Origin of the sequence: Hansschlegelia beijingensis (assembly GCF_014196425.1) — a bacterium.
GTDB classification, from domain to species: Bacteria; Pseudomonadota; Alphaproteobacteria; order Rhizobiales; family Methylopilaceae; genus Methylopila; species Methylopila beijingensis.
In genome coordinates this window covers 283,555-309,240 of sequence record NZ_JACIDR010000001.1, presented here as the reverse complement: position 1 = coordinate 309,240, position 25,686 = coordinate 283,555, and the positions used below count along the sequence as shown (strand labels likewise).

At 69.9% G+C, this 25,686-nt stretch carries 27 protein-coding genes; 15 read left to right on the top strand and 12 right to left on the bottom strand.

The window, feature by feature from the left end; all coding sequences use genetic code 11:
* Nucleotides 1-4 precede the first annotated feature (4 nt).
* The 9 genes from GGR24_RS01440 to GGR24_RS01400 form a co-directional block, all read right to left on the bottom strand.
* Nucleotides 5-745 (bottom strand): sulfite exporter TauE/SafE family protein, encoded by a 741-nt coding sequence (locus tag GGR24_RS01440; protein ID WP_183393515.1) that lies wholly within the window; start codon nucleotides 743-745, stop codon nucleotides 5-7.
* Nucleotides 742-1,101 carry a succinate dehydrogenase, cytochrome b556 subunit gene (sdhC, locus tag GGR24_RS01435; RefSeq protein WP_183393514.1) on the bottom strand — a complete coding sequence of 120 codons (360 nt, stop codon included), beginning with the start codon at nucleotides 1,099-1,101 and terminating at the stop codon, nucleotides 742-744. The genes GGR24_RS01440 and sdhC overlap by 4 nt, the downstream gene beginning before the upstream one ends.
* Nucleotides 1,098-1,427 (bottom strand): succinate dehydrogenase/fumarate reductase transmembrane subunit, encoded by a 330-nt coding sequence (locus tag GGR24_RS01430; protein WP_183393513.1) that lies wholly within the window; start codon nucleotides 1,425-1,427, stop codon nucleotides 1,098-1,100. Before GGR24_RS01430 ends, sdhC begins: the two co-directional genes overlap by 4 nt.
* Nucleotides 1,424-2,128, bottom strand: a complete 705-nt coding sequence (locus tag GGR24_RS01425; RefSeq protein WP_246397900.1) for a succinate dehydrogenase/fumarate reductase iron-sulfur subunit — start codon at nucleotides 2,126-2,128, stop codon at nucleotides 1,424-1,426. Before GGR24_RS01425 ends, GGR24_RS01430 begins: the two co-directional genes overlap by 4 nt.
* A gap of 57 nt (nucleotides 2,129-2,185) precedes the next feature.
* A complete protein-coding gene (locus GGR24_RS01420) occupies nucleotides 2,186-3,193 on the bottom strand; it encodes an ABC transporter substrate-binding protein (RefSeq protein ID WP_183393511.1) in 1,008 nt (335 codons plus the stop codon).
* Nucleotides 3,194-3,320: 127 nt separating this feature from the next.
* Nucleotides 3,321-4,217: an ABC transporter permease gene (locus GGR24_RS01415; protein WP_183393510.1), complete on the bottom strand. Its 897-nt coding sequence runs from the start codon at nucleotides 4,215-4,217 to the stop codon at nucleotides 3,321-3,323.
* Entirely contained in the window at nucleotides 4,210-4,989 is a 780-nt protein-coding gene (locus GGR24_RS01410) for an ABC transporter ATP-binding protein (protein ID WP_183393509.1), read from the bottom strand. Before GGR24_RS01410 ends, GGR24_RS01415 begins: the two co-directional genes overlap by 8 nt.
* 315 nt (nucleotides 4,990-5,304) lie before the next feature.
* Nucleotides 5,305-6,054 carry a GntR family transcriptional regulator gene (locus GGR24_RS01405; protein WP_183393508.1) on the bottom strand — a complete coding sequence of 250 codons (750 nt, stop codon included), beginning with the start codon at nucleotides 6,052-6,054 and terminating at the stop codon, nucleotides 5,305-5,307.
* A 146-nt stretch (nucleotides 6,055-6,200) separates the two neighbouring features.
* Nucleotides 6,201-7,172 carry an aldo/keto reductase gene (locus GGR24_RS01400; protein ID WP_183393507.1) on the bottom strand — a complete coding sequence of 324 codons (972 nt, stop codon included), beginning with the start codon at nucleotides 7,170-7,172 and terminating at the stop codon, nucleotides 6,201-6,203.
* A 237-nt stretch (nucleotides 7,173-7,409) separates the two neighbouring features.
* Between GGR24_RS01400 and GGR24_RS01395 the strand changes: the two genes are divergently transcribed.
* The 11 genes from GGR24_RS01395 to GGR24_RS01345 all read left to right on the top strand — a co-directional run bounded on the left by GGR24_RS01395 (nucleotide 7,410) and on the right by GGR24_RS01345 (nucleotide 21,149).
* The gene (locus GGR24_RS01395; protein ID WP_183393506.1) at nucleotides 7,410-7,916 is read left to right on the top strand and encodes a (2Fe-2S)-binding protein; all 507 of its coding nucleotides are present in this window, start codon (nucleotides 7,410-7,412) and stop codon (nucleotides 7,914-7,916) included.
* Entirely contained in the window at nucleotides 7,913-10,120 is a 2,208-nt protein-coding gene (locus tag GGR24_RS01390; protein WP_183393505.1) for a xanthine dehydrogenase family protein molybdopterin-binding subunit, read from the top strand. Before GGR24_RS01395 ends, GGR24_RS01390 begins: the two co-directional genes overlap by 4 nt.
* 8 nt (nucleotides 10,121-10,128) lie before the next feature.
* Complete coding sequence (locus GGR24_RS01385; protein WP_343066160.1) at nucleotides 10,129-11,430, top strand: c-type cytochrome; 1,302 nt, start codon at nucleotides 10,129-10,131, stop codon at nucleotides 11,428-11,430.
* Between the two features lie 174 nt (nucleotides 11,431-11,604).
* On the top strand, nucleotides 11,605-12,012 hold the full coding sequence (locus tag GGR24_RS01380) for an Hsp20/alpha crystallin family protein (protein WP_183393503.1): 408 nt from the start codon (nucleotides 11,605-11,607) through the stop codon (nucleotides 12,010-12,012).
* 10 nt (nucleotides 12,013-12,022) lie between these two features.
* Entirely contained in the window at nucleotides 12,023-14,425 is a 2,403-nt protein-coding gene (gene lon / locus GGR24_RS01375; RefSeq protein ID WP_183393502.1) for an endopeptidase La, read from the top strand.
* A 123-nt stretch (nucleotides 14,426-14,548) separates the two neighbouring features.
* Nucleotides 14,549-15,907, top strand: a complete 1,359-nt coding sequence (locus tag GGR24_RS01370) for an 8-oxoguanine deaminase (protein WP_183393501.1) — start codon at nucleotides 14,549-14,551, stop codon at nucleotides 15,905-15,907.
* Nucleotides 15,908-15,950: 43 nt separating this feature from the next.
* Nucleotides 15,951-17,318 carry a TIGR03808 family TAT-translocated repetitive protein gene (locus tag GGR24_RS01365; RefSeq protein ID WP_343066159.1) on the top strand — a complete coding sequence of 456 codons (1,368 nt, stop codon included), beginning with the start codon at nucleotides 15,951-15,953 and terminating at the stop codon, nucleotides 17,316-17,318.
* A gap of 373 nt (nucleotides 17,319-17,691) precedes the next feature.
* Entirely contained in the window at nucleotides 17,692-18,540 is an 849-nt protein-coding gene (locus tag GGR24_RS01360) for a transporter (RefSeq protein ID WP_183393500.1), read from the top strand.
* 108 nt (nucleotides 18,541-18,648) lie between these two features.
* Nucleotides 18,649-19,389, top strand: a complete 741-nt coding sequence (locus GGR24_RS01355; RefSeq protein ID WP_183393499.1) for a TlyA family RNA methyltransferase — start codon at nucleotides 18,649-18,651, stop codon at nucleotides 19,387-19,389.
* Complete coding sequence (locus GGR24_RS01350; protein WP_183393498.1) at nucleotides 19,386-20,624, top strand: class I SAM-dependent RNA methyltransferase; 1,239 nt, start codon at nucleotides 19,386-19,388, stop codon at nucleotides 20,622-20,624. Before GGR24_RS01355 ends, GGR24_RS01350 begins: the two co-directional genes overlap by 4 nt.
* Before the next feature lie 96 nt (nucleotides 20,625-20,720).
* Nucleotides 20,721-21,149, top strand: coding sequence for a DUF983 domain-containing protein (locus tag GGR24_RS01345; RefSeq protein WP_183393497.1), 429 nt, complete (start codon nucleotides 20,721-20,723; stop codon nucleotides 21,147-21,149).
* Here GGR24_RS01345 and GGR24_RS01340 read toward each other — a convergent pair.
* Both GGR24_RS01340 and fabI read right to left on the bottom strand, forming a co-directional pair.
* A complete protein-coding gene (locus GGR24_RS01340) occupies nucleotides 21,134-22,504 on the bottom strand; it encodes an aminotransferase class I/II-fold pyridoxal phosphate-dependent enzyme (protein WP_183393496.1) in 1,371 nt (456 codons plus the stop codon). The two genes, GGR24_RS01345 and GGR24_RS01340, sit on opposite strands and share 16 nt — an antisense overlap.
* 122 nt (nucleotides 22,505-22,626) lie before the next feature.
* Complete coding sequence (fabI, locus tag GGR24_RS01335; RefSeq protein WP_183393495.1) at nucleotides 22,627-23,442, bottom strand: enoyl-ACP reductase FabI; 816 nt, start codon at nucleotides 23,440-23,442, stop codon at nucleotides 22,627-22,629.
* Nucleotides 23,443-23,656: 214 nt separating this feature from the next.
* Between fabI and GGR24_RS01330 the strand changes: the two genes are divergently transcribed.
* Genes GGR24_RS01330 through GGR24_RS01320 form a run of 3 tightly spaced genes read left to right on the top strand, consistent with a single transcriptional unit; the run spans nucleotide 23,657 to nucleotide 24,942 of the window.
* Entirely contained in the window at nucleotides 23,657-24,343 is a 687-nt protein-coding gene (locus GGR24_RS01330) for a PspA/IM30 family protein (RefSeq protein ID WP_183393494.1), read from the top strand.
* A gap of 3 nt (nucleotides 24,344-24,346) precedes the next feature.
* Nucleotides 24,347-24,568: a hypothetical protein gene (locus GGR24_RS01325; RefSeq protein WP_183393493.1), complete on the top strand. Its 222-nt coding sequence runs from the start codon at nucleotides 24,347-24,349 to the stop codon at nucleotides 24,566-24,568.
* Nucleotides 24,565-24,942: a PspC domain-containing protein gene (locus tag GGR24_RS01320; RefSeq protein ID WP_183393492.1), complete on the top strand. Its 378-nt coding sequence runs from the start codon at nucleotides 24,565-24,567 to the stop codon at nucleotides 24,940-24,942. Before GGR24_RS01325 ends, GGR24_RS01320 begins: the two co-directional genes overlap by 4 nt.
* A 6-nt stretch (nucleotides 24,943-24,948) precedes the next feature.
* On the opposite strand, the gene GGR24_RS01315 is transcribed toward GGR24_RS01320, so the two are convergent.
* The gene (locus tag GGR24_RS01315) at nucleotides 24,949-25,341 is read right to left on the bottom strand and encodes a c-type cytochrome (RefSeq protein ID WP_183393491.1); all 393 of its coding nucleotides are present in this window, start codon (nucleotides 25,339-25,341) and stop codon (nucleotides 24,949-24,951) included.
* Between the two features lie 26 nt (nucleotides 25,342-25,367).
* Here GGR24_RS01315 and GGR24_RS01310 point away from each other — a divergent pair, with 26 nt between their 5' ends.
* Entirely contained in the window at nucleotides 25,368-25,685 is a 318-nt protein-coding gene (locus GGR24_RS01310; RefSeq protein WP_183393490.1) for a polyhydroxyalkanoic acid system family protein, read from the top strand.
* Nucleotide 25,686 lies beyond the last annotated feature (1 nt).

Sequence of the window (25,686 nt, the reverse complement as noted above, 5' to 3'; positions counted from 1 at the left end):
CCTCCTAGATCAGGAGCGCCAGGCCGGAGACGAGCAGCATCCCGGCCAGGAACCGCCGGAACAGCCGCTCGTCGAGCCGGCTGAAGATCGAAAGTCCCGCCCAGCCGCCGAGCGCGAGCGCCGGCAGGGCGAGCAGGAACAGCGAGACGCCCCGGCTGTCGAAGGCCACCGCGCCGAGCAGCGCGATGGTCAGGAAGTTCGCGAACAGGATGTACGGCTGGTAGACCGCCCGCGCGGTCGCCTTGGGCCAGCCGCGCAGCTGCGACCAGATCGTCGGCAGCACGCCCGAATAGCCCCCGATGCCGCCAAGCACGCCGCCCGCGATGCCGACCGCGACGTCCGCCTTCCGGCCGCCGGCGCTGACGCGGGGCAGTCGCGGCGCGATCAGCGCATAGGCGCCGTAGACCGCAAGGCCGGCGCCGATCGCGATCTTGAGCTTCGGCACGTCGACGCTGGAGAGCACCGCGACCCCGAGCGGAACGCCGATCGCAGCCCCGATGACGAAGGGCGTCAGCCGGCCGCGGTCGATCTCCTTCCGGAAGGGCCAGACGGTGACGAACTGGAGCAGCGTCCCGCAGGTGACGGTGAGCGCGGTGGTCTGCGCCGGCTCGAGCGCGTGCAGCCAGATCGCGGAGGCCGCGAGCGCGAAGGCGAAGCCGGCGCCGCCCGAGGCCACGCCGCCCACGAACGCCCCGGCCCACAGATAGGCCAGCGTCGACAGCGGGATGCCCGCGAGCGCGGTCATGCTCCGCTCATCAGGAACAGGAGGCCGACCGCCATGCCGGCCGCGCAGGCGAGCGAAACCGTGACGGCCGTGCGCTCGCGCACCGCCGCGAACTCGATCGCCAGCACCCGCAGCCCGAGGGCCATGTGCAGCGCGAGCGCGCTGACGAGGCCCCACTCGGCGAAGCGCGCGACCGGATTGTGGGTCAGCAGCAGGAAGCTCTCGAGCCGGTCGGCGCCGCCCAGCGCCGTGCCGAGCGCGATGAAGTGCATCGGCAGGAAGATCGCGAGCGCGACGCCCGACAGGCGATGCAGCATCGCGGCGATGAAGCCGGGCTTGCGGCGGGAGGCCCGGAGCGCGCCGGTCGCGGCGGTCATGCGGCGTAGACCGCATAGGCGGCCCTGAGGCCCAGCGCCGCGATCACGGCCGCGACGCCCAGCATCGCGAGGTCGAGCGAGCGGCCGCGCCACGGCGTCCACTCGCGCAGCACGCTCCGCAGCCCGATCGGCGCGTGGATGGCCGCGGCGATCACGAACACGACGTAGAACGCCAGGAAGCCGACATTGCCCGTGGTGCGGGCCAGGATGTCGCCGGCCGTGAGGCCGCCGCGCACCGCATAGACGATCGTGACGAGATGGACCGTCACCGCGAAGGCGAGCACCATCGCGGTCAGCCGCTGCGCGAGATAGAGACGCGCGCTCACGATCCGCGCTTCCAGACGCGGCGCGCGGTGACGCGCTTCAGCCCCGCGATCGCATAGGTGGGGGCGAGCGCCTTGGGGCAGAACTCGGTGCAGCTCATATGGCTGTGGCAGGAGTGGCAGCCGGCGTCGCCGCTGACCGCGTCGAGCCGCGCGTCCTGGCCGCGGTCCCGCACGTCGTTGACGAGCGTCCAGGCGCGATTGAGCGCCGCCGGGCCAAGATATTCGGGATTCCAGCTGACGACGTCGCAGGCCGAGTAGCAGACGCCGCAATTGATGCATTCGACGCCGGCGTCGGCCTGGGCGCGTTCGGGGCTGTCGGGACGCACGACCGCGAAGTCGTTCGCCGGCGTCTCGCCCGGCTCGAAGAAGCCCTTCGCGTCGCGCCACTTCTCGAAGAAGCTTTCCATGTCGACGGCGAGATCCTTCACGACCGGCATGTTGCGCATCGGCTCGAGCGTGATCTGCCCGCCCTCCTCCGCCCGCGCCACGCGGGTGCGGCAGGTCCAGCGCGGGCGGCCGTTGACCACCATCGCGCAGGACCCGCACATGCCGACCCGGCACGCGTAGCGATAGGCGAGCGTCGCGTCCTGCTCGCGCTGGATCTCGGTCACCACGTCCAGGATCGTCTGGTTCGCCCGACGGGCGACCTGGAACGTCTGGAACCCGCCGTGCTCCGCGCCTCGCCAGACCCGAACGGTCAATTGACCGTCCGCGTCCGCGCGCGCCGCCGTCGCCGCTGCGCTCATGCCGGTTTCGCCTCAGCTGCCCTGGGCGTTCTGGATGTTCGGGAAGAACAGTTCCTTCCAGTCATCCGTCTTGGTGGAGACCAGGCCCGCCCGGTTCATGTAATCGAGATAGGCGAGCATCTTCTTCGGCGTCGTGGTCCACTCGTTCTGGGGATTGGAGATGATCGCCACCGCGTCCTCGACCGGCATCTTGACGTTCTCGGCCTTGATCCAGAGCTCCGCGGCCGCCTTCGGATCGGTCTTGATCCGCTGCATCGCGTCCTCGAGCGCGGCCACGAGGGCGGTCACGATCTTCGGGTTCGCGTCGACGAAGCGGGTGCTCGCCCAGACCAGGTTGAAGGTGTGCGGCCCGCCCAGCACGTCGTAGCTGTCGAGCACCTTGTGGGCTTTCGGGTCCTTGAGCTCAAGCTCCTGGAACGGCGAGGAGCCGAAATGCGCGTTGATCTCGGACTTGCCGCCCATCATGGCGATCTGCGCGTCCGGATGGCCCATCGAGACCGTGAGCGGGTCGAGCTTGTTCTGCTGACCTTCTCCGAACGCCTTTTCGGCGGCCATCTGCAGCGTCACGGCCTGGATCGACGTCTTGACGGTCGGCAGGGCGATCTTGTCCTTCGAGGTGAAGTCCTTGATCGTCTTTACGTCAGGATTTGTGGTGACGAGGTAGAGCGGCATCGCGTTGAGCGCGGCGACGCCCCTGACCTTCAGATTGTTGCGCGTCTTGCCCCAGATGGTGAGCGCAGGACCGACGCCCCCGGCCGCGAAGTCGAGATTGCCGGACAGCAGGGCCTCGTTCATGCCGGAGCCGCCGGTGAAGCGCAGCCACTCGGTGGTGACGTCGAGACCCTGGTCCTTGGCGTGCTTCTCGAGGAGCTTCTCCTCCTGGATCACGGTCAGCGGCAGGTAGGAAATGCCGAACTGCTTGGCGAGCCTGACGGTGCTGACCTCCGCCGAGGCGGCGGTCGACCAGCCGAAAGCGAGCGCTGCGGCGAGGCAGAGGCCCCGCGTCAATCCGATGGCCATGCGTTTTCTCCCCGCCGCCTGTTGGCGGCTTTATCGTTTCTTATTGACCCGCCGAGGCTATCCGGCGGTCCGACGATGTCAACGTCTTAGGTCATATATAAGATAGTTGATATGGAGGGGGCGGTCGTCAGTTCTGCATGCCCCAGCGCTGGATCGTGCGGCGCTCGATGGTCTGGAAGATCAGGTTCTCGACCACGAGACCGATCAGGATGACGGTCAGCAGCCCCGCGAACACGTTGGGGATGTCCAGCATGTTCTTGTTTTCGAAGATGAACCAGCCGAGGCCGCCGGAGCCGGAGCTGACGCCGAACACGAGCTCGGCGGCGATCAGCGTGCGCCACGCGAACGCCCAGCCGATCTTCAGCCCGGTGAGGATGCTCGGGAAGGCCGCCGGGATCAGTATCTTCCAGATGAAGCGCGCGCCGCCGAGGCCGTAATTCCTGCCGACCATCTTCAGCGTCTTGCTGACGGAGCAGAAGCCCGAATGGGTGTTGAGCGCGATCGCCCAGGTGACGGAATGGACCAGCACGAAGACCAGGCTGCCATTGCCGAGGCCGAACCAGATCAGCGCGAGCGGAAGCAGCGCGATCGCCGGCAGCGGATTGAACATCGAGGTCATGGTCTCGAGGAAATCCGTGCCGATCCGCGACGCGATGGCGAGCGCGGTGAGCAACGCCGCCAGAAACACGCCGAGGGCGTAGCCGATCAGCAGAACCTTGATGGAGGCCCAGGCGCGCGCCGGCAGGACCCCGTCCGCCACGTTGCGGGCGAAGGCCGAGATCGTGGCCGTGAAGGTCGGGAACAGCAGGTCGTTGTTCAGGTAACGGGCGTAGAGCTCCCAGATCACCGCCAGCACGACGAGGATGAGCGCCTTCCTGAGCCAGCTCGAATTGTAGCAGATCTCGAAAGTCGAAAGCGGCTTCTCGACGACCGTGATGGCCTCTCCGGAAGCGTCCTCGCGCACCAGTTCGGGGCGCGGAGACGGGAAGCCCGGCATGGCGGCGGCGCCGGCGGAATCACGCATGAACCGGCTCCATCGCTTCGCTGACTTCGTCGGAGAACAGCATGTTGTGGATCCGCTGCTCGAGCACCCGAGCCTCCTGCGGGTCCTGGACGCTGTTGAGCTCGGCCTTGACCCGGCCCGGATGCGGCGACAGCAGCAGGATGCGGTTGCCGATCTTGATGGCCTCCGGGATCGAATGGGTGACGAACAGCACCGTGAAGCGCGTCTCCTCCCAGAGCATCAGCAGTTCGTCCTGCATCTTGCGGCGCGTCAGCGCGTCGAGCGCGGCGAACGGCTCGTCCATCAGCAGGATGTCGGGCTCCATCGCCATGCCGCGCGCGATCGCCACGCGCTGCTTCATGCCGCCCGACAGCATGTGCGGGTAGCTGTCGGCGAAGCCGCCGAGATTGACCTTCTCGATGTAGTGCATCGCCTTGTCGTCGGCGGCCTTGCCGGTCAGCCGGCCGGAGGCCTCGAGCGCGAACACCACGTTCTGCCGCACCGTCTTCCACGGCAGCAGCTGGTCGAACTCCTGGAACACCATCATGCGGTCCGGGCCCGGCCGCGTCACGACCTTGCCCTTCAGCCGGATCTGGCCTTCGGTCGGCGTCATGTAGCCGCCGACCGCCTTCTGCAGCGTCGACTTCCCGCAGCCCGAAGGTCCGAGCAGAATGAACCGGTCGCCGGTGAAGACCTGGAAATCGACCCGGTAGGTCGCAGTAATCAGATGCTGCGGCGTCTTATAGCGAAGCGTTACGCCGGCCACCTCCAGAAGAGGGCCCTCTGAAGCCATGCGTCCCTCCCAAGGACAAATCGATTGTTCTGATCTTGTCGCGTATCGGGAGCAGCAGTGCGGGCGGAGCAGGCGCCGTGCGCCATGCTCCGCCATTCGGACAGGTGAGCCTTTGCGTGTTCCACGCCGTTCGTCACGCTTCCATCCCGCTGCTCGCCGGCGCCGGTTCGCGCCGACTGCGAGGCGGCCTCTTGGCGGGCCGTCCTCTGACAGGTCGAGGACGCTAGACGCCCTCCCCCGCGAAGTAAAGTGATAACATATCTTTTATAAGACTGCGCGCCGACACGGCTTCGCGAGCGCGCCCGCCATCGGGCCTCAGCGCAGTTCAGAGAGGTAGTGCAGCTTCTCGGTGAGGCAGACGCTGACGCGCCACTCGACGGGCTGGCGCTCGAGCGACAGCGCGAGGCGGTCGATCTTGAGCGCCGGAACGCCCGGCGTCGCGCCGAGCGCCTCGGCGTCGGCCTCGCAGACGGCGACGGCCTTGAGCTGCTCCCGCGTGCTGGCGACCGTGACGCCGAACCGCATCGCATAGAGGCCGTAGAGGTTGTTCGGCGGCTCCATGGCCGCAAGGCCCGGGAACATCGGCTCCGGCAGCGCGATGTTCTCGACGATCACCGGCGCGCCCTTGATCGAGCGCAGCCGGCGGATGCGGATCACGCGCGTGTCCTTGGCGAGCTTCAGCGCGGCGCGCTCGGCGGCGTTGGCCCTGGCGAGCGACAGGGCGAGCACCTTGCTTTGCGGAAAGGTCCTCTGGCCGTCATCGCCGACGAGCTTGAAGAACTGGAACATGATCCGTTCTTCGTCGTGGCGGGCCACGAAGGTCCCCCGGCCCTGCCGGCGCACCACCAGGTTCTCGGCCGCCATCGCGTCGAGCGCCTTGCGGACCGTCCCCTGGCTCACGCCGAGCTCCGCGGCGAGCTGGATCTCGCTCGGCAGCGGCTCGCCCGGCGCCCACACGCCGTCCACGAGCCGCCTGATCAGCCGGTCGCGGACCTGCCGGTAAAGCGGCCGGAACCCCAGCGATTCCACGCCGCCGGAGAGTTCGGCCAGTTCCTTCTCGTTCATCGCGCTCGCGCCAGACATGCCGTAGACCAGCCACCCTATAGCGGGAGTCGCGCAGCGGCGGGCGACCGAAACAGCGCGCACAGTCTTATATCATATAGCAGACCTATCAGCCGACGCGGTCAAGGCGCAACGTCTATCGTCAGGGCTCAGGCGAAGCCCGCCACGGCGTGCGGCTGGTAGGGCGCCTCCAGCGCGGCGATCTCGTCGGCCGAAAGGTCCAGCGAGAGCGCGGCGGCCGCGTCCGTAAGGTGGCCGGGCTTCGAGGCGCCGATGATGGGCGCCGTGACTTCCGACTTCTGCGCCACCCAGGCGAGCGCCACCTGGGCGCGGGACACGCCGCGCGCCGCCGCGACCTTGGCCACGGCTTCGGCGACCTGCCGGTCGCTCGGCACGTAGAGCGTTCGGCCGAATTCGTCCCTGTCCTGCCGCGCGCTGCTCTCGTCCCAGTCCCGGGTGAGCCGCCCGCGCGCCAGCGGGCTCCACGGGATCACCCCGACGCCCTGGTCCGCGCAGAGCGGCAGCATCTCGCGCTCCTCCTCGCGGTAGATCAGGTTGAGGTGGTTCTGCATGCTCACGAACTCGACCCAGCCATTGAGCCGAGACACGTAGAGCGCCTTGGCGAACTGCCAGGCGTACATGGACGAGGCGCCGATGTAGCGGACCTTGCCGGCGCGCACGACGTCGTTCAGCGCCTCCAGCGTCTCCTCGATGGGCGTGGCGTAGTCCCAGCGGTGGATCTGGTAGAGATCGACGTAATCCGTCCCCAGCCGCTTCAGGCTCGCGTCGAGCTCCGCGAAGATCGCCTTGCGGGACAGGCCGCGGCCGTTCGGGCCCGGCCGCATCGGCATGAACACCTTGGTGGCCAGCACGATCTCGTCGCGGCGGGCGAAGTCCCGGATCGCGCGGCCGACGATCTCCTCCGAGGAGCCGAGCGAGTAGAAATTCGCGGTGTCGAGGAAATTGATCCCGAGCTCGAGCGCCTGCCGGATCAGCGGCCGGCTGGTCTGCTCGTCGAGCGTCCAGGCGTGGGCGCCGCGTCCGGGCTCGCCATAGGTCATGCAGCCGAGACAGACGCGCGAGACGTCGAGGCCGGTGGAGCCGAGTTTGACGTAATCCATGCTTGTTCTCGCAGATGGGGGCCGTACGGGCCGGTCGAGAGAAAACGCAGCCTACGGACCGGGCGGGCGACCGGGGCCCTGTCGCGGCGGACCTTGCGACCCCGGCGGCCCTCCCGGCCATGCTCATCTCTGCACGTCTAGCTTGCAGCAGCGAGCGTCGAAAGCGCAGGATCCCGGCGCTATGTCGCCCGAAGCGGCGTCCAGGCGCCGCCTCAGGATCGAGGGAGGCTCGCCGGCATGCTCACGCTCAACGTCAATGGCGAGGACCGCTCCGTCGAGGTTCCCGAGGACATGCCGCTCCTCTGGGTGCTGCGCGACGTGATCGGCCTCACCGGAACCAAGTTCGGCTGCGGCATCGCCCAGTGCGGCGCCTGCACGGTGCATGTCGACGGCCAGGCGGTGCGCTCCTGCGTGCTGCCGGTCGGGGAGCTCGGCGACGCCAAGATCACCACTGTGGAGGCGATCGGCGCGACGCCGGAGGGCAAGAAGATCCAGGACGCGTGGCTCGCCGTCGAGGTCGTGCAGTGCGGCTACTGCCAGACCGGCCAGGTGATGAGCGCCGCCGCGCTGCTGCGGCACAACCCGCAGCCGACCGACGAGGACATCGACGCCGCCATGTCGGGCAACATCTGCCGCTGCGGCACCTATGTGCGCATCCGCCAGGCGATCCATCAGGCCGCCACCGGTAAGCCGGTCGCCGAACAGACGATCGCCTACAACCTCCAGAAGGGGCCGGCGCAATGACCCTCCCGATCCCCGACGTCGCGCAGCCCAGCCGCCGCGCGCTCCTGCAGACCGGCGGCGGCTTCGCGCTCGCCTTCTTCCTCGGCGTCGGCTCGGCCAGGGCCACCATCTCGGCGCGCCCCCAGCCCGGCGACGCCGAGCTCGCCGCCCGGGAAGGCGCGACCTTCGCCCCCAACGCGCTGATCCGCATCGACCGAGAAGGGCCGGTGCGGCTGGTGATGCCGAACGTCGAGATGGGCCAGGGCGTCTACACCACGGAAGCGATGCTGCTCGCCGAGGAGCTCGACGTCGGGCTCGACCAGGTCATCGTCCAGCACGCCCCGCCGATCGACGCGCTCTACGGCACGCCGCTGCTCAAGTCGCAGACCACCGGCGGCTCGACGACGGTGCGGGCGAACTGGATGATCCTGCGCGAGGCCGGCGCGGTGGCGCGCGCCATGCTGATCTCCGCCGCGGCCGAGCAGTGGGGCGTGCCGGCCGCCGAATGCGTCACCAAGGCGGGCGTCGTGAAGCACGCCGCCAGCGGACGCTCCGCGACCTACAACGAACTCGCCGAGGCCGCCGCAAGGCAGCAGACGCCCGAGAAGGTCGGGCTGAAGGACCCGAAGGACTTCAAGCTCGTCGGCAAGCCGATGCGGCGCATCGACAGCCCCTCCAAGGTCGACGGCTCGGCGATCTTCGGCATCGACATCCGCGTGCCCGACATGCAGGTCGCCTATGTGATCACCTGTCCGACCGCCGGCGGCACGCTGAAGTCGGTCAAGGAGGACGAGGCGCGCAAGCAGCCGGGCGTGAAGGACGTCATCCGCCTGCCGCACGGCGTCGCGGTGACGGCGCCGAACTACTGGGCGGCGAAGAAGGCCGCCGAGGCCCTGGAGATCGAGTGGGACCACGGGCCCAACGTCGATTTCTCGACCGAGGGCCTGTTCAAGGCGCTCGACGAGGCGTCGCGCACCGGCAAGGCGCTGGTCGCCCGCAGCGACGGCCCGCTCGACCGCAAGGGCAAGACCATCGAGGCGGTCTACCAGCACCCGATCCTCGCGCATGCCCCGATGGAGCCGCTCAACGCGGTCGTGCATGTGCGGCCGGACGCCTGCGAGATCTGGGTGGGCAGCCAGGTGCCGACCCGGGCCGTCGGCGCGGCCGCGAAGCTGACCGGACTGCCGGAGGACAAGATCATCCTCCACAACCAGTATCTGGGCGGCGGTTTCGGGCGCAGGCTCGAGGTCGACTCCGTCGAGCTCGCGGTCAACATCGCCAAGCAGGTTCCCTACCCGGTCAAGATGATCTGGTCGCGCGAGCACGACATCCGCCACGACATTCCGCGCACGGCCTATCTCGACCGGGTCTCGGCCGTGGTGGACGACGAGGGCTACCCGGTGGTCTGGAAGGATCGCACCTGCGGAGCCTCGGTGCCGAAGCGCTGGGCGCCGCAGATGCTGCGCAAGGACGGCTTCGACGCCGACCTGACGGAGTGCTCCGACGAGCTGTCCTACGACATCCCCGCCTTCCACGTGGAATGGGTGCCGCATGACATGCCGGAGGCCATTCCGATCGGCTGGTGGCGCGGCGTCGGACCGACGCACAACATCTTCAAGGTCGAGGGCTTCGTCGACGAGCTCGCGCACGCCGCCGGCAAGGATCCGGTGGAGTTCCGGCGCAAGATGCTGACCAAGAACCCGCGTCCGCTCTCTGTGCTGAACAAGGCCGCGGAGGCGATCGGCTGGGGCGAGAAGCTGCCGCCGCGCGTCGGCCGCGGCGTCGCCTTCGCATCGCCGTTCGGAAGCCATGTCTGCGCGATCGCGGAGGTCGAGGTGTCGCCGCGCGGCGTCATCCGCATCAGGCGCGGCGTGGCCGCGATCGACTGCGGCCCGGTGATGAACCCGAACACGGTGGAGGCGCAGATCCAGGGCGGCCTGATCTTCGGCTGGACGATGGCCCTCTTCAACGAGATCACCTTCGAGAAGGGCGCCGTGAAGCAGAGCAACTTCCACGACTACCGGATGATGCGCCTGAACGAGACGCCGCCGATCGAGGTGCACATCGTTAAGAACGAAGGCCCCATCGGCGGCATGGGCGAGGTCGGCACCGCGATCGCCGCCCCGGCGCTCGCCAATGCGGTGTTCGCCGCGACCGGCGTCCGCCTGCGGAGGCTGCCGCTCGACCCCCGGCTGCTCGCTGATCCGAAGGCGGGCGCGGCGTGAGGGCGGTCGTGAGAAACCTGGTCAGGATCGCGGTCGCGATCGTCGTTCTGGCCGCCATCGGGATCGCGGGGCTCGCCGGCTACCGCTGGCTGCACAACGACAGGGACGTCATGGCGGCCGACGCGCCGGCGTCGCCCGAACTCGTCAGGCGCGGCGAGTATCTGGCGCATGCGGCCGACTGCGTCGCCTGCCATCAGGTCCCGGGCGGCAAGCCCTATGCGGGCGGAACGCCGTTCAAGCTGCCTTTCGGGGTGATCTATTCGACCAACATCACGCCCGACAAGGAGACCGGCATCGGGACCTGGAGCGACGACGACTTCGTCCGCGCGCTCCATCACGGCGTCCGCAAGGACGGCCGCCATCTCTATCCGGCCTTCCCCTACACGTCCTACACCAGGATGAGCCGCGACGACGCGGTGGCCATCAAGGCCTACCTGTTCAGCCTCGAGCCGGTTCACGCGCCGGCGAAGAAGAACGAGCTGTCCTTCCCGTTCAACCAGCGCTGGGCGATGGCGTTCTGGAACATGGCGTTCCTCGACGCCCGCCGCTTCCGCGACGATCCTGACCGCAAGCCGGAGCAGAACAGGGGCGACTACGTGGCCAACGCGCTGGGTCATTGCGGCGAGTGCCACACGCCGCGCAACCTCGCCTTCGCGCTCGATGACGGCAAGGAGTTCGCCGGCGCCGACATCCAGGGCTGGCGGGCCTACAACATCACCTCGGACAAGACCTTCGGCGTCGGCGCCTGGACCGACCAGCAGCTCTCCGACTACTTCGCGAAGGGCCACGCCGAGGGACGCGCGGCGGCTTCCGGCCCGATGGCGGAGGCGGTCGAATACAGCACCCGCCACCTGAACGAGGGCGACCGGAACGCGCTGATCAGCTACCTGCGGATCGTGAAGGCGCAGCCCGGGCCCGCCGGGACCGAGATCGCGCCTGATCCGGAGTCGCTGAAGAAATCCACCGCCTGGGCCCCGCCGGCGGACGCCGCGAAGGGCGATCTCGGCCGCAAGATCTTCGAGGGCGCCTGCGCCAGCTGCCATCAGTACGACGGCAAGGGCCAGCAGACGCCCTACGCCGGGCTCGCGGGCCTGCGCTCGGTGAACGATCCCGACGGCGTGAACCTGACGATGGCGCTGCTTCAGGGATCGGACCTGAAGGACATCAACTCCGGCGCGTGGATGCCGAGCTTCGCCGCCTATTCGGACGTTGAGCTCGCCGCCGTGGCGAACTACGTCATCGGCCACTTCAGCGGGAAGCAGGGCCAGGTGACGCCCGAAAAGGTCGCGGAGCGACGGAAACAGCAGTGACGAAGGCGAGCAGGCGATCTGCGTCTCGCGATTGTCCGAGGTCATGGACCGGCGACGTCCGGACTCCTTAACTGGGGGCCGGACGTCGGCTTGACGCTTTCAGGCCAGACGCGCTGACTCGCCGACGACGCTCTGTCGGGCGCGCTCGGCGGACACGACGAAGAGAGGCCCCCAATGGCGAACCGGGATCCGGCGAACTGGATGCTGGCGGAAGCGGTCGAGACGCTGGCGCGCGCCGAACGCATGCGCCGGCAGATCTTTCAGCTCAGGCCGGGAGGCGCCGCGCCGGAGCCCTGCTGGGAGCCGCCGGTCGACGTCATCGAGACCGAGCACGAGGTTCTGGTCATCGTCGGCCTGCCGGGCGTCGATCCCGACCAGGTCGAGGCCGTGATCGACGACGGCGCGCTGATCGTCGCGGGTCGGCGCGTGCTGCCGCCCGAACTGCGCAACGCGGCCATCCACCGGCTGGAGCTGCCGCAGGGCCGGTTCGAGCGCCGCATCCCGCTTCCGGCGGGCCGCTACGTGGTCCGTCGCGTCGCGCACAATGGCTGCCTCGTCTTCAGCCTCTCCAAGGTCACGTAGGAGCAAGCCGATGACGCCAAGCGACGCCTCGGGCGCCCCCGGCCCCGACACTCCGGCGCCCTCGCAGGGCGAGCCGATCCCGTCGGACGCGCTGATCATCCTTCCCGTGCGCAACGCGGTGCTGTTCCCGCACCTCATCGCGCCGTTCTCGATCGGCCGGCCGAAATCCATCGCCGCCGTCCAGCAGGCGGTGCGCGAGGAGCGGCCGATCGGCGTGCTGCTGCAGCGCGACGCGGAGATCGACGATCCCACGCCGGACCAGCTCCACCGCGTCGGCACGGTGGCCAACATCGTGCGCTACATGACGGCGCCGGACGGCTCGCATCACATCGTCTGCCAGGGCGTCCAGCGCATGCGCGTGCTGGATTTCCTGCCCGGCACGCCGTTTCCCACCGCGCGCGTCCTGCACATCCCGGAGCCGGAGTCGCGCTCGCCCGAGATCGAGGCGCGGTTCCTGCACCTGCAGGGCCAGGCCGTCGAGGCGCTGAGCTTGCTGCCGCAGGCGCCGCAGGAGCTGATCGCCGCCGTGCAGGGCGCAACGTCGGCGGGTCAGCTGGCGGACCTCGCCGCCGCCTATCTGGACGTCAGGCCCGAGGACAAGCAGGAGATCCTCGAGACCCTCGACCTCAGCGCGCGAATGGAGAAGGTCTCCCGGCTGCTCGCCGAGCGGATCGAGGTGCTGCGCATCACGGCCGAGATCGGCCGGCAGACCAAGGCGTCGTTCGACGAGCGGCAGCGCGAGGCGGTGCTGCGCGAGCAGATGGCCGCGATCCAGCGCCAGCTGGGCGAGGGCGAGGGCAAGACGCAGGAGGTCGCCGAACTCAGCGAAGCCATCGCCAAGGCCGAAATGCCGACCGAGGTCGAGGAGCAGGCCCGCAAGGAGCTGCGCCGCTATGAGCGCATGCCGGAGGCGGCCGCCGAAGCCGGCATGGTGCGCACCTATCTCGACTGGCTGATCGAGCTGCCCTGGCGGCTCGGCGACGAGAAGCTGATCGACATCGCCGAAGCCCGCCGCATCCTGGACGAGGACCATTACGGCCTGGAACGGATCAAGAGCCGGATCGTCGAATATCTCGCGGTCCGAAAGCTCGCCCCGCAGGGCCGCGCGCCCATTCTGTGCTTCGTGGGCCCGCCCGGCGTCGGAAAGACCTCGCTCGGCCAGTCGATCGCCCGCGCGATGGGCCGGCCCTTCGTGCGCGTCAGCCTCGGCGGCGTGCATGACGAGGCCGAGATCCGCGGTCACCGCCGCACCTATGTGGGCGCGCTCCCGGGCAACATCATCCAGGGCATCCGCAAGGCCAAGGCGCGCAACTGCGTGATGATGCTGGACGAGATCGACAAGATGGGCCGCGGCGTGCAGGGCGACCCCTCCGCCGCGATGCTCGAGGTGCTCGATCCGGAGCAGAACTCGACCTTCCGCGACAACTATCTCGGCGTGCCGTTCGACCTGTCGCGCGTCGCCTTCATCGCGACCGCCAACATGCTCGACACGATCCCCGGGCCGCTGCGCGACCGCATGGAGATCATCAGCCTCGCCGGCTACACAGAGGACGAGAAGCTGCAGATCGCGCGGCGCTATCTCGTTCGCCGGCAGCTCGAGGCGAACGGCCTCACGGCCGAACAGGCGGACATCGACGACGACGCGCTGCGGGCGATCATCCGCGCCTATACGCGCGAGGCCGGCGTGCGCAATCTCGAGCGCGAGATCGGCCGCGCGCTGCGGCACGCCGCCGTGCAGGTCGCCGAAGGCAGCGCCGCCCAGGTGCGGATCGGCGTCGACGAGCTCACGACCATCCTCGGCCAGCCGCGCTTCGAGAACGAGGTCGCGATGCGCACCAGCGTCCCGGGGGTCGCCACCGGCCTCGCCTGGACGCCCGTCGGCGGCGACATCCTGTTCATCGAGGCGACCCGCACGCCGGGCCGCGGCGGGCTCATCCTCACCGGCCAGCTCGGAGAGGTGATGCGCGAGAGCGCGCAGGCGGCGATGAGCCTGGTGAAGAGCCGCGCGGCTTCGCTCGGGGTCGAGCCGGAGATGTTCGAGAAGAACGACGTGCATGTGCACGTCCCGGCCGGCGCGACGCCGAAGGACGGGCCGAGCGCAGGCGTCGCCATGTATGTCGCGCTGGCGTCGCTGCTCACCAACCGCACCGTCCGCAGCGACACCGCGATGACCGGCGAGATCTCGCTGCGCGGGCTCGTGCTGCCGGTCGGGGGCATCAAGGAGAAGGTGGTCGCCGCCGCGGCCGCCGGCGTCACCCGGGTGATGCTGCCGGCGCGCAACCGCCGCGATTATGACGAGATCCCGCAAGGCGCGCGGGACCGGCTGGAGTTCATTTGGCTGGAGCGTGTCGACGACGCGATCGCGGCGGCGCTCGAACCGGAGCGCGCCGAGGCGCCGGCGGCGGCCGAATAGGCCGCCGCAAGCGGCTATCCTCGAAAGCCGCGTCCTGTCCCGTCCGCGCTCGTTCCGCGTCCTCGACGCCGCCTTCGCCGTCGGCCATGAAGCGCCGGACCCGCCCCTGCCCTGGAGCCGCCCTTGCCGACCCTGCTGATCCGGAACGCGGACGTCCTCGTCACGATGGACGAGGAACGGCGGGAGATCCGGGACGGCGGCCTGTTCGCCCGCGACGGGGTGATCGAGCAGGTCGGCCCGACCGCGGAGCTGCCGCGCGACGCCGACCTCTCGCTCGACATGCGCGGCTGCGTGGTGACCCCCGGCCTGGTGAACACCCACCACCACATGTTCCAGAACCTGACGCGCGCGCTGCCTGCGGGGCAGGACGCGCTGCTGTTCGGCTGGCTCAGCGCGCACTATCCGCTGTGGATGCGGATGCGACCGGAGCACATCCGGGTCTCGGCGATGGTGGCGCTGGCCGAGCTCGCCGAGAGCGGCTGCACCACCAGCTCCGACCACCTCTACATGTTCCCGAACGGCGCCCGGCTCGACGATTCGATCGAGGCGGCGGGCGAGGTCGGGCTGCGCTTCCACGCCACCCGCGGCGCGATCAGCATCGGCCAGTCGCAGGGCGGCGTGCCGCCCGACGCCATGGTCGAGAGCGAGGACGCGATCCTGGCCGACACGCGACGGCTGATCGAGGCGTTCGACGATCCGAGCCCCTTCTCCATGACCCGCGTCGGCGTGGCGCCATGCTCGCCCTTCTCGGTCAGCCGCGAGCTGATGCGCGACTCCGCCGAACTGGCGCGGAGCTATGGCGTCCCGCTGCACACCCATCTCGCCGAGAACGACGAGGACGTCAGCTACTCGCTGGAGCGGTTCGGGGTTCGGCCCGGGGAGTACGCCGAGGAGCTCGGCTGGTGCGGCCCCGACGTCTGGCACGCGCACTGCGTCAAGCTCGATCCTTCAGAGATCGACCTGTTCGCCCGCACCGGAACCGCGGTCGCGCATTGTCCGTGCTCGAACATGCGCCTCGGCAGCGGGATCGCTCCCGTGCGCAGGATGCTGGCGACCGGCGTCACGGTGGGGCTCGGCGTCGACGGATCGGCGTCCAACGATTCCGGCCATCTTCTCAACGAGGCGCGCCAGGCGCTGCTGTTGCAGCGCGTCGCGACCGGCGCTGCGGCGATGACGGCGCGCCAGGCGCTGGAGCTTGCGACGCTCGGCGGCGCCAGGACGCTCGGCCGACCCGACATCGGCCGGCTCGCGCCCGGAAAGGCGGCGGACGTCGCCGCGTTCGACGTCTCCGGCCCGGCCTTCGCCGGTGCGGAGTGGGACCCGGTCGCGGCGCTCGTGCTGTGCGGGCCGGCCCGCGCTGCGACCACGATCGTCGGCGGCCGCGTCGTCGTCGAGCAGGGCCGCTGCATCACGATCGACCGAGCGCGAACGCTGGACTCCCACGCGCGGCTTGTTCGCGAGCTCGCCAACGGCGAAGCTTGAGGCGTCCCCGCCCGGCGGGACCGCGTTCTCCCGGAGGCGACCAGTGACCCGCGCGGCGCCAGCCGATCTCTCGCTCTCGCGCAGACGCTTCATGGCGGCCAGCGCGGCCTTCGCCGGGCTCGCGGCGGCGCCTCCCTTCGCCGAAGCGCTGCCGGGCGCGCTCGACGGCGAGACGCTCGGGCTGCGTCCCGGCGAGGCGGACCAGAGCCGCGCTCTGGGCCGCGCTCTCGAGCGCGCGGCGCGCGAAGGCCGGCCGCTCGCGCTCAGGCCCGGGACCTACCGCGTGTCGAACGTCAGCCTGCCCGACGGGGTCACGCTGGTCGGGGCGCCGCGGGCGACCCGGCTGGAGCTCTCCGGTTCGGGCCCCGTGCTGTCCGCAAGGGGCGCCAGGCGGATCGCGCTGCGCGGCATCACCTTCGTGGGAGGCTCGATCCCGGGCGCGGCCGAAACCGGCGTTCTCGAATTCGCGGACGTTTCCGGGCTCGCCATGGACGACGTGACCGTGCTCGACGCCGGCGCGAACAGCGTGATGCTGGTGCGCTCCGGCGGCACGCTCCGCGACTGCCGCTTCGAGGGCGCGCGTCAGGCGGCGCTGTTCTCGATCGACGGCAAGGGCGTGTCGCTCACCGACAGCGTCATCCTCGGCTGCCGCAACAACGGCGTGCTGCTCCGCCGGAACGACAAGGCCGACGAGAGCTCCGTGATCAGCCGCAACCGGATCGAGGACACCGGCGCGCTCGACGGCGGCCTCGGCTGGAACGGCAACGCCATCAACGTCTCCAAGGCCGGCGGCGTGATGATCTCCGGCAACGCCATCCGCCGCTCCGCCTTCTCGGCCGTTCGCGCCCACGCGGCCGACGACGTCATGATCACCGACAATCTGTGCCTGGACAGCGGCGAGACCTGCATCTTCGCCGAATACGGCTTCTCGGGCGCGGTGATCTCCTCGAACCTGGTCGACGGCGCCGGCAACGGCATCTGCATCGCGAACTTCAACGAGGGAGGCCGGCTCGGCACGGTGGTCGGCAATCTCGTCCGCAACCTCTTCCGGCGGAAGAAGCTCGACGGCCCGGGCGACAGCTACGGCCTCGGGATCGGCGTGGAGGCGGACGTCGCCGTAACGGGCAACGTGGTCGAGAACGCGCCGACCGCCGGGATCAACGCCGGGTGGGGCCCCTATCTGCGCGACGTCACGATCACCGGGAACGTCGTGCGCGGCTGCGACGTGGGAATCAGCGTCTCGGTCGTCGAAGGCGTCGGACCGGCGACGATCGTGGGCAATACTGTGACGGGATCACGGCGCGGCGGGGTTCTGGGCTACCGCTGGGACCAGGTCGCGACGCCCGATCTGGCGATCGGCGGCTCGGGTGGTCTGCCGGGGCTGACGGTCGCGCAAAACACGCTCAGGTAGCGTGGGCCGCCGCTGGCGAGGCTTCTGCAACCCGCCAACTGTTTGAAGTTCTTATAACTTGCACAAAGAGAGGGCGCCGCTCCGCTCTCGCTGCAACGTGAATTAACGACTCGTTTACCCAACAAGTGCTGCGACATTTCAGCGACAGTGGGCTCGCAACTAAGGCGAGACCCCGTGATTCCGGTGGCGAAACGCGCCCAAAAAATGTCCTCTCCACCTAGCGGCGCCGAGTCGGGGGCGCTTGTTGAGCCATCGGTTCTGTTTCCGACAGATTTCGACTTCGGGGACGGAAGAAACCGAACCGGTAGGCGAAAACGATTTCGTGCTCGGAGAGGCGGCGTCCCGGCAGGGCGCCGATCGGAGGAAAGGCAACATGCTGAAGAACGTGATGAAAATTGCGGCGGTGGGCGCAATGATGCTCGGCGCCTCGTCGATGGAGGCCAGCGCCTTCCCCGCGACTGCGCAGACCGGTGAGACGGTCGGCCTGGCGCGCGGCGCGCCGCTTCCGGAAGGCGTCTACTTCGTCAACACGCTGAGCTGGGGCGTTCGCAACACGAACCCCGACACCAAGCTCCTCGTCGACATTCCGGTCATCGCCTGGTCGACCCCGTGGACCATCCTCGGCGGCAACTTCCAGCTGCTCGGCGCCCTGCCGAACGCTCACGTGGACGCCGCTGGCGGCGCCGACAACTACGGCCTCTACAACCCGTTCGCCGCCGCCGCCCTCGCTTGGGACCTCGGCAACGGCTTCGGCGTCAGCTACCTGTCGGGCTTCTACTTCAACGCCGGCGACAAGGACATCCGCGTTCGCGCCACCACCTGGCGTCAGGACTTCGCGGCGAGCTACACCGGCGACGGCTGGAACCTGACCGCCAACCTGCTCTGGGGCATCACGTTCGACACCGACAAGTCGGTCGGCGGCAAGACCGCGAACGGCTTCAACCTCGACCTGACCGCGACCAAGACCTTCGGCAAGTGGGAACTCGGCCTCGCGGCGTTCGGCTCGACCGAGTACGACACCCCGAACGGCCGTCCGAAGCAGAAGCAGTTCGCCCTCGGCCCGCTCGTCGGCTACAACTTCGGCCCGGTCATCATGCAGGCCTACCTGACCCGCGACGTGTGGCAGCGGAACCTCGGCGGCAAGGAGACCCGTCTCTGGACCCGCGTGATCATCCCGCTGTGGACCCCGGCGGCTCCGGCTCCGATCGTCACCAAGTACTGAGACGATCGACAGATCTGATCTGACGGAACGGGGGCGCTCTGCGCCCCCGTTTTCGTTTCCGGCGTGCTAGACAGCGGCCCGGTTCATCCAGACGGCCGCATCCGCCTCATGTCCTCCCCTCCCCGCCGCCGCGCGGACCTGCTGCTCGTCGAGCGGGGCTTCTTCGAAAGCCGCGCCAAGGCGCAGGCGGCCATCGCAGCCGGCCTGGTGCGCGCCGATGGAGCGACGGTCCGGCGCGCCTCCGACGGGCTCGCGGCCGACGCCGCTATCGAGGCGGAGCCGGCCCACCCTTACGTCTCCCGCGGCGGCGTGAAGCTCGCTTTCGCGCTCGACCATTTCGGGATCGACGTGGCGGAGGCGCATGCGCTCGACGTCGGCTCCTCGACCGGCGGCTTCAGCGAAGTCCTGCTGTCGCGCGGCGCCGCACATGTCACGGCGGTGGACGTCGGCCGCGGGCAGCTTCACCCGCGGCTACAGGGGGAGCCGCGCCTGCTGAGCCTCGAGGGCACCGACATCCGCACGCTGGCCCCGAACGCGCTGCCGGCCCCGCCCTCGATCATCGCCGTGGACGTGAGCTTCGCGCCGCTCGCCGTCGTGCTTCCCGCCGCGCTCGCGCTGGCGGCCCCGGCGGCGGCCCTCATCGCGCTGGTGAAGCCGCAGTTCGAGGCCGGGCGGAAGGACGTCGGCAAGGGCGGCGTGGTCAAGGACCCGCAGGTGCACGCCCGCGTCACCGAGGCCGCGACCGCGCTCGTCGCCGGGCTCGGCTGCGAGCCGCTCGGCGTCGTCGACTCGCCGATCGCAGGCGGCGACGGCAACCGCGAATTCCTGCTCGGAGCGCGACGCGCATGACCGAGATGCTGCGCATCAATCGCCTCGGCCACCGCGGCGACGGGGTCGCGCTCGCCGCCGGCGGCGCCGTTCACGTCCCGCTGGCTCTGCCCGGCGAGCTGGTCGAGGCGGACCTTTCGGGGGAGCGGCCGCGCCTCGTCCGCGTCGTCGAAGCGGCCCCGGAGCGGGTCGCGCCCTATTGCCCGGAGGTCGGCGCCTGCGGCGGGTGCGCGACCCAGCAGTTCGCGCAAGCTTCCGCGCTCGCCTGGAAGCGGCAGTTGCTTGCGGAGGCGTTCGGGCGCGCGGGCCTTGAGGTCGAGGACCGCATCGCGCCCTGCCTCGACGCCCACGGAGCCGGTCGTCGGCGCGTCACCTTTCACGCGCGCCCGGGCGCAGACGGGCGCATCGCGGTCGGCTTCGCCGAAGCGCGCAGCCATGCGATCGTGCCGATCGCGGCCTGCCCGCTGCTCGCGCCCGAACTCGCCGGCGCCCTGCCGGCCGCGCGGGCGCTCGCGGCGGCGCTGAGCTCGCGCCGCAAGCCGCTCGACATCGTGGCGAGCGCGACGCTCGCCGGCCTCGACGTCGACGTCAGAGGCGGCGGTCCTCCGCCGGAGTCGTTGCGGCTGCGGCTCGTGGAACTCGCCGGCCGGCTCGATCTCGCCCGCCTTTCGATTCATGGCGACGTCGTGGTGGAACGACGGCGGCCGACGCTCGCGATCGGCCGCGCCGAGGTGACCCCGCCGCCCGGCGCCTTCCTGCAGGCCACGGCGCTGGGCGAGGCCGAGCTTGCGCGCCTCGTGGCTGAAGGCGTCGCGGGCGCGAAGCGCGTGGCCGATCTGTTCTGCGGCGTCGGGCCGTTCGCGCTCCGCCTCGCCGGGGCGTCGGAGGTCTACGCCGCCGACACCGAAAAGCCCGCGGTCGAGGCCCTGGCCGCCGCCGCCCGCATGGCGAGCGGGCTGAAGCGCGTCACGGCTGAGGCGCGCGACCTGTTCCGCCGCCCGCTGACCGCGGCGGAGCTCGCGAAGTTCGACGCCGTCGTGTTCGATCCGCCGCGGGCCGGCGCGGAGGCGCAGGCCCGGACGCTCGCCGCCTCGAAGGTCCGCAGCGTAGTCGCGGTGTCTTGCAGCGCCGCGACGCTGGCGCGCGACGCCGCGATCCTGATCGCCGGCGGCTATCGGCTGGACTCCGTCACGCCGGTGGACCAGTTCCGGCATTCGGCCCATGTGGAGGCGGTGGCGCGTTTCTCCCGGAGCTGAGTTCTGGAGCGTACAATGTTGACATTGTATGCTCCGGCTCCCCATATTGCGTCACAGGAGCCGCTCGCGTGACGGGCGGCCGGGAGGCAAGACGCCATGTCCGCTCACCAGCCCAACCTCGCGCCCTATGCTGTCGGCATCCGCGGCCGGTGCCCGCGCTGCGGCGAAGGCCACCTGTTCCAGGGCTTCCTGAAGCTGCGTCCGGAATGCGAGGTCTGCGGCCTGGATTATTCCTACGCCGATCCGGCGGACGGGCCGGCCTTCTTCGCGATCACCTTCGCGTGCCTGCCGTCCGCCTTCTTCGCGGTGTGGCTCGAGGCGGCCTACACGGCGCCCTACTGGGTGCACCTGTTCACCACCCTGCCGCTGCTGCTGCTGACCTGCATCCCGCCGCTGCGCCCCCTGAAGGGCTGGCTGGTCGCGAGCCAGTATCACCACAAGGCCGGCGAAGGCCGGCTTGTGCGGAAGGACGAGGCGGAAGCCCATTCCGTCTGGCTGGACATCAAGTCTCAGACGACCTCGTGAGCGGCCGCCTCCGCGTCCGCGACGACCGCCGCGAGCGTCCGCAGCGCGCCGGCTAGGCGGGCGCGTTCCGGCACCCCGCCGAGCGCGATCCTCACCGCCTCCGGGGCGTCGCCGCCGCCCGCCAGAAACGCGTCGGATGGCGTGACCCCGAGCCCCTGGGCGCGCGCGCTCTCGATCAGCCGGTGCCTGTTCCAGCGGCTCGGCAGCGGCAGCCAGACGTGCAGCCCGTTCGGGTGCGCCCGCGCCTCGGCGGGCAGGATCTCCCGCGCCAGCGTCTGCCGGGCGGCCGCCTCGGCGCGCACGCCCGCCAAAACCTCGCCGGCGACGCCGTCCCGGATCCAGCAACTCAGCAGCGAAACCATCAGCGGCGCGGGCATCAGGGTGAGCGCCCGGAGGCCGCGGGCGAGCCCCGCCGCGCCAGCGCTGTCCGGGGCGACCACGAAGGCGGTCCGGAAGCCCGGCGCGAGGCATTTGGAGACCGTCGCGACGTGCCAGGTCAGCGAGGGGGCCAAAGCCGCAAAGGCGGGCGGCGCGTCGTCGGCGAGCGGAGCGTAAGGATCGTCCTCGACGATCGTCAGGCCCAGGCGCGACGCGACCGCGACGATCTCCCGCCGCCGCGCCTCCGGCATGGTTTCAGTCGTCGGATTGCAGATCGTGGGGTTCAGGTAGATCAGCCGCGCGCCCGTCCGCGCCGCCGCCGCCTCGATCGCGTCCGGCCGCATGCCGTGCTGGTCGGCCTCCACCGGCGCGATCTGAAGCCGCAGATGCGCGGCCGCCGCCAGCAGTCCTGGATAGGTGAGAGGCTCGGCGAGCGCGACGCCCTGCCCGCGCGCGTGCATCGCGAGCACCGCCGTGAGCGCCGGCTGCGCGCCCGGGCTGATGCAGAGCCGCTCCGGATCGACCGGCCCCAGCGTCCGCCGCAGCCAGGCGGCCGCGCAGGCGCGGTCGCCGGGGGCGCCCGGCCCGGCGTGGTAGGACATCAGCGTGTCGACGTCGGAGCGCGCCAGCAGCTCGCGCAGCCCGCGGCCGATCTCCTCCGCCATCCGCACGCCGCGCGGCGACGGCGGCACGTTCATGGTGAGGTCGATGGCGGGCCCTGCAGGCCGTCTTGGCGCGGCCACGAAGGAGCCGCGGCCGGTGACCGCGTCAAGCAGGTTGCGCCGGCGCGCCTCCGCATAGGCGCGCGTCACGGTCGTCAGATCGACGCCGAGCTCCTGCGCCAGCGCGCGCTGGGGCGGCAGCCGGTCGCCGGCGCGCAGGTCGCCGGACGCGAGCGCGCCCTCGATCTGGTCGGCGATCTGCAGATAGAGCGGTCCCGCCGCAGCTCCGATCCGCGGCCTCCACGCAGACGTCACGCGCCACGATCCTCGCTACGGATTCCATACGATCGCAAGATTGTATGCTGGCGATCGCCGAACGTCCAACGCCGTTGGAGGATGCAGTTCCCCGAGCCGGCGCGACGACCGCGCCCGCCGGGTCAGCCCACGACGGAGATGTCGGGCGCGTCCGGGTTCTTCATGCCGACGATGTGGTAGCCGGCGTCGACATGGTGGACTTCGCCGGTCACGCCGCGGCCGAGATCGGACAGCAGATAGAGCGCCGAGTCGCCGACCTCTTCGATCGAGACCGTGCGGCGCAGCGGCGCGTTGTACTCGTTCCACCGCAGGATGTAGCGGAAGTCGCCGATGCCCGATGCGGCCAGCGTCTTGATCGGACCGGCCGAGATCGCGTTGACGCGGATCGCCTGCGGTCCGAGGTCGGCCGCGAGGTAGCGCACGCTCGCCTCGAGCGCGGCCTTGGCGACGCCCATGACGTTGTAGTGCGGCATCCACTTCTCGGCGCCGTAATAGGTCAGCGTCAGGATCGAGCCGCCGCCGGACATCAGCTTCTCGGCGCGCTGCGCGACCGCGGTCAGCGAATAGCAGGAGACGAACATCGTCTTGTGGAAGTTCTCGGGCGTGGTCTCGAGGTAGCGACCGTCGAGCTGGTCCTTGTCCGAGAAGGCGATGGCGTGGACCAGGAAGTCGAGCCCGCCGAGAAGCTCGCCGGTCTTCTCGAAGACGGCGTCTATCGTGGCCGGATCGGTGACGTCGCAATGGCCGACCACTTCGGCCGAGAGTTCCGCGGCGAGCGGCTCGACCCGCTTCTTCAGCGCCTCGCCCTGATAGGTGAAGGCGAGCTTCGCGCCGGCGGCGGCGGCGGCCTTGGCGATGCCCCAGGCGATCGACCGGTTGTTGGCGACGCCCATCACGAGCCCGCGCTTGCCGGCCATCAGGCCCTGGACTTCCGTCATCTACGCCACCTTCTGAAGTCTGCGCCCGCGGGGAGGCGTTGCCTATGGCATAGGCTCCAAGGGGCATCAAGCGCGCGACCGCGCTGCGCCATCACAGCGCGTTTCAGAAGCCCCGCCCCGCGACGCGCCGTCGTTGAGATCCCATGGCATGCGACTTGCTCCGCGTCGGCGGAGCGCGCGGTCGCTTCCGGCCGCGTCCAGCAGGGAGCTTGGCATGGGAATCATTTCGCGAGCGATCCATGTCGGCCGGTCACACGTGAACTCGGTCGTGACCTGGGCGAGCAATCCGCAGAAGCGCCTTCGCCTGCTCATCCAGGACATGGAGGAGACGCTCGTGAAGGCGCGCTCCTCCGCGATCGCCAGCATCACGGAGAAGAAGGAGCTCGAGCGCCGCGTCGCCAAGCTGAAGGCCGAGGTCGCGGACTGGCAGTCCAAGGCAGAGATCGCCGTCCAGCGCGGCCGCGACGACCTCGCGACCGAAGCCCTGCAGGCCAAGGCGCGCAACGTCTCGATGCTGGCGACGCTCGAGGAGCAGCTCGAAAGCGTGCTTCGCTCGCTCGCCCATCAGAGCCAGGACATGCAGGGTCTGCAGATGAAGCTGCAGGAGGCCAAGGCCCGCGAACGCGCCATGCGCACCCTCCAGCGCTCCGCCGCCACGCGGCTGTGGCTGCGCCGCAAGACCTACGACCAGCGCATCGACGCCGCCATGTCGCAGCTCGGCGAGGTGGAGGGACTGCTCGACGAACTGGAGGGCCGGGTCGAGGTCTATGACGTCGGCCGCGCCTCGGAGGTCAACGCCGCGCTGAACCGGCTCGCGATCGAGTCGGCCGCAAGCGCCGAGCTCAAGGACCTCAAGGAGAAGCTCGCCGGCCAGAGCGCGCTCTCCTACGCCAAGAGCTGACCCTTGCTGTCGGCGCTCGCCTTCCTGTGCTTCGTCGTGACCCCCACGGTGGCGGTCGCGGCGGCGCTCCTCCGCTGGCTGGAGAGCGCGGCCGCCAAGGCCGACGAGGAGGACCGCATGCAGGCCCTGACCAGCAATGCGGCGGACATCGCGATGCGGATCGAGAACCTCGAGACGGTGATGCGCGCCGAGCGCGGCCAGGCGGCGTCGGAGCTCATGCGATGATCCGGCGGGCGCGGGCTCTCGTTCCCCGGCGGCTCGGCGGATGGCTGCTCGGCGTCTGCGCCACGCTCTCGGACCTCACGGGGATCAGCCCGCTGATGTTCCGGGGCGCCTTCCTGCTCGGCCTCGTGTTCAGCGCCTCGACCACCCTGCTGGCTTACGCCGCGTTCTACGTCGTGGCGCGGGTGCTCCTCGCCTTCGCGCCCGACGAGGAGCAACCGATGATCGAGGCGCCGTTCCGCTCGGGCGAGGCGCCGCAGTCCGCGCTCGTGGGAGACGAACTCGCGATGCTGGAGCGGAAGCTCGCCCGGCTGGAGGCCGAAGCCCTGTCGGCGGACGCCATCACCCGCGCCCGCTTCCGCAGCGCCGGGCTGTGACCGTGGTCAGGGCTGGCCTTCGCCGAGAGTCCTCAGGAAGGCGACGAGATCCGCGCGCTGCCCGGCGTCGGCCATCCCGGCGAACGACATCTTCGTTCCCGGAACCGCAGCGTTCGGGCTCTTCAGGAAGGCGTCGAGGCTCGCCTCGTCCCACACCGTTCCGGCAGAGACCATCGCATCCGAATAGTGGTATCCTGGCGCGGTCCCGGCCTTCCGGCCGAACACACCGTAGAGCGTCGGCCCAATGGAATTCGCCTCAGGAGCGGCCTTGTGACAGATGCCGCACCGCGCGCGAAACTGCGCCCCTCCGGCGGCTGCGCTGCCGGCGGCGTCCGCGGCGGAGCCAACGCCCAGCGCCGCAACCAAGACCAGCATGGGTCGGACGACGGAAGTCTTCATCGATCGGGTCCGGTCAGGAGGTACAGATGTCAAAGCCAGTGACAATGACGGTCAGTCATCAACTCGGGCAAGATCAAGCCATCAAGCGAATAAAGGACGGGATCGTCAAGGCGAAGAACATGTCTCTTCCGCTCACGATCGAGGAAGACAGCTGGGCGGACAACGTGCTCCAGTTCCGCGTCAGCGCGATGGGGCAGAGTTGCTTGGGCCAGATCGAAGTTCTGCCCGAAATGGTGAAGCTCGAAGTGACGCTGCCGGGCGTTCTCGGCTTCTTCGCCGACAAGTGCATGTCCGTCGTGCGGAAGCGCGCGCAGCTTCTGCTGCAGGCCCCCGGGCGCGGCTGAG